The organism is Sphingomonas bacterium, from assembly GCF_903644055.1.
GTDB lineage: Bacteria > Pseudomonadota > Alphaproteobacteria > Sphingomonadales > Sphingomonadaceae > Sphingomonas_I.
On the sequence record NZ_CAHJXD010000038.1, the window covers coordinates 1 to 3278 of the forward strand.

Sequence of the window (3278 nt, forward strand, 5' to 3'; positions counted from 1 at the left end):
CCCGCCGCCTCCCACGCGAAATACAAAACCACCACCAGCACCCACAGCCACATAAGCTGTAGACGAAGCCCGCGGGAGCGGCCCGCGGGGGATCGAGCCTCGGCATCGGTCATGGCGAAAAAACCGACGTCCTACTCCGCGAGACGCGAAATAGGGATACGCAACAGCCATGAACCCACGCGGCACTCCGATCCAGCAAGCAAAGAATGAACAACGATACGGATGCTGATCGGGTCCGGACGCATAATCCGTCCGCTTTTCCGCAAAATGGCCGCAGTACGGATGGCGCGCTTAGAGTGCTCAAGCTGGAACGTCACCCCGGCCTTGAGCCGGGGTGACGAGAGCTTAATGTCGACAGGACAGACTCTCAAAGCGCGTTGGCGCAGCCCAGCAGCGCGCGGACCGATGCGGTCGCGACATCCTCGTCGATCCCGACGCCGAACATCGTGCGGCCATCGCCGGCGCGCGCCTCGACATAGGCGACCGCCTGCACGTCCGAACCATGGCCGATCGCATGCTCCGAATAATCGACGATATCGAGTTCGATGCCGAAGCCGCTCTGCAGGCCCGCGACGACGCTGGAAAGCAAGCCGTTGCCGCGCCCGCTGACCGATGTTTCGACGCCGCCGTGCCGGATACTTCCGGTGAACAGCCGATCCGCGCCGATCCGGCCCTCATGATAGTCGATCAATTCATAGGCCTGCGCGCCTTCGAGCCGATAATGGCGCTGGAACGCCCCCCAGATGTCGCCGGCATCCAGCTCGCGGCTGCTCTCGTCGGCCAGCGCCTGAACCACGCGGCTGAAATCGGCCTGCAGGCGCTTGGGCAGTTTGAGGCCCTTGTCCTGCTCGATCACCCAGGCGACGCCGCCCTTGCCGCTTTGCGAATTGACCCGGATCACCGCTTCATAGCTGCGCCCGAGATCGGCGGGATCGATCGGCAGATAGGGTACGCTCCACAGGCCGCTGTTGCTCTGCTCCTGCGCGGCGAAACCCTTCTTGATCGCGTCCTGGTGCGATCCCGAAAAGGCGGTGAAGACGAGATCGCCGGCATAAGGCGTGCGCGGATGGACGGGGATGTTGGTGCAATAAGTGACCGTATTGACCACCTCGTCGATGTCCGAGAAATCGAGCCCCGGATCGATGCCCTGCGTGTAGAGGTTCATCGCGATCGTGACGAGATCGCAATTGCCCGTGCGCTCGCCGTTGCCGAGCAGGCAGCCTTCGACGCGATCGGCCCCCGCCATCAGCCCGAGCTCGGCCGCCGCGACGCCGGTGCCGCGATCGTTGTGCGTGTGCAGCGACACCACGACACTGTCGCGGCGCGGCACGTTGCGGCAGAAATATTCGATCTGGTCGGCGTAGATGTTGGGGGTCGCCGCCTCGACCGTCGCGGGCAGGTTGAAGATGATCGGGTATGCGGGCGTCGGCGCCAGCACCTCCATCACCGCCGCGCAGACCTCGAGGCTGAAATCGAGTTCGGCGGTCGAGAAGGTCTCGGGGCTATATTCGAAATGCCACTCGGTATCGGGCTGCCTGGCGGCCTCGTCGCGGAGGATCTTGGCGCCGTTGATCGCGATCTCGCGGACCTCGTCGCGGCTCATCCCGAAGACGATGCGCCGCCACGCCGGCGAGACCGCATTGTAGAGGTGGACGATCGCCGTCTTCGCGCCGGCCAGGCTCTCGAAGCTTTTCTCGATCAGGTCGCGGCGCGATTGGGTGAGCACCTGGACCGTCACGTCGTCGGGGATGCGGCCGTTGCGGACGAGGCCCGAGATGAAATCGAACTCGGTCGCCCCCGCCGAGGGGAAGCCGACCTCGATCTCCTTGATGCCGATCTTGCAGAGCAGATCGAAGAAGCGCGTCTTCTTCTCCTCGTTCATCGGATCGATCAGCGCCTGGTTGCCGTCGCGCATGTCGGTGGAGAGCCAGCGCGGCGCGCCGGTGATCGTGCGCGACGGCCATTGCCGGTCGGGCAGGTCGATCTGGGGAAAGGCGCGGTATTTGGACGAAGGATCGCGAAGCATTGTCATGCGGGGTCTCGTGCTCGAAAGGATCGGGCGCGCCGGGCGGGCGCGGCGGCTGTTCCCTCAGGCGGTGAGCGGCGGCACCTGCGGCCGCGCGGCATCGACGCGCCTAAGGGCGCGTAAGTCGAAGCAGGAGAAGGCTGGACCTGAACGGCATGAGCGGGCGCGTAGCGGAAGCGCCGAAGCCCGTAAAGCCCTCTCCCCCTTGAAGGAGAGGGCCAAAGGGAGGTTTACTCCGCCACGAACGCCGCGTTGATCGTCAGCTTCACCTCGTCTCCCACCATCGGGAGAGCGTAGCTGACGCCGAAGTCGCTGCGCTTCACCGTCGTGGTTGCGGTGAAGCCGACGTTGGTCTTCTTGCTCATCGGATTGACGCCGGCCCCCACGAAGCGCGTCGCGAGGATCACGGGCTTCGTCACGCCCCTCAGCGTCAGGTCGCCGGTGATCGTCGCGGTGGTGCCTTTGATCGGGACCTTGGTCGAGACGAAATGCCCCTCCGGAAATTTGGCGGCATCGAAGAATTCCGGCTTCTGGAGGTGCGCGTCGAGCGCGGGCACCGTCGTCGAGACCTTGGCGATCGGGAAGGTGATATCCACCTTGTCCTTCGCGGGGTTGCCGACGTCGATCGTCAGCGTGCCGGTCGGCTGGGTGAACTGGCCGGTGTAGAGGCTGGTGCCGAGGTGCAGCAGCGTGAACACCACCTGGGTATGCGCGCTGTCGACCTGATAGGTGCCGCTGTTCACGCGGACGTTGGACGGCGCCTGCGCCAGTGCCGGCGCGGAAACGAGCGCCAGGGCGAGAAGAGCATTTCGCATCGCGAGCCTTTCGGAAGAGAAGAGCGGCTTCTGATCGCTCTTCCCTTCCCGGTCAATTGCGCGAATATCGAACGCGTCGTTCGACTTTCTCGATCAGTTCTTCGCCTTGTCGACCAGTTTGTTCTTGGCGATCCAAGGCATCATCGCGCGCAGCTCGGCGCCGACCTTCTCGATCGGATGCGCGGCGGCGAGCTTGCGCGCCGCCTTGAGCTCGGGCTGGCCGGCGCGATTGTCGAGCACGAAGCGGCTGACGAAGCGGCCCTGCTGGATATCCTCCAGCACCTTCTTCATCTCCCACTTGGTCTCGTCGGTGATGATCCTCGGGCCGGTGTGGATATCGCCATATTCGGCGGTGTTCGAGATCGAATAGCGCATGTTGGCGATGCCGCCTTCATACATCAGATCGACGATCAGCTTCACCTCGTGGAGGCATTCGA

At 64.2% G+C, this 3278-nt stretch carries 2 protein-coding genes and 1 pseudogene; all 3 read right to left on the reverse strand.

Annotated features, from left to right (window positions below; genetic code table 11):
• Positions 1 to 367 precede the first annotated feature (367 nt).
• Positions 368 to 2026, reverse strand: a complete 1659-nt coding sequence (leuA, locus tag HUU94_RS01645) for a 2-isopropylmalate synthase (RefSeq protein ID WP_174273390.1) — start codon at positions 2024 to 2026, stop codon at positions 368 to 370.
• A gap of 230 nt (positions 2027 to 2256) precedes the next feature.
• Positions 2257 to 2841 (reverse strand): YceI family protein, encoded by a 585-nt coding sequence (locus HUU94_RS01650; RefSeq protein ID WP_174273389.1) that lies wholly within the window; start codon positions 2839 to 2841, stop codon positions 2257 to 2259.
• Between the two features lie 93 nt (positions 2842 to 2934).
• Positions 2935 to 3278: pseudogene (locus HUU94_RS01655) on the reverse strand (ketol-acid reductoisomerase); the annotation flags it as partial.

Coding starts and splice junctions, on each gene's coding strand:
- leuA (WP_174273390.1), bottom strand. CDS start 2,026: ATGCTTCGCGATCCTTCGTCCAAATACCGCGCCTTTCCCCAGATCGAC.
- HUU94_RS01650 (WP_174273389.1), bottom strand. CDS start 2,841: ATGCGAAATGCTCTTCTCGCCCTGGCGCTCGTTTCCGCGCCGGCACTG.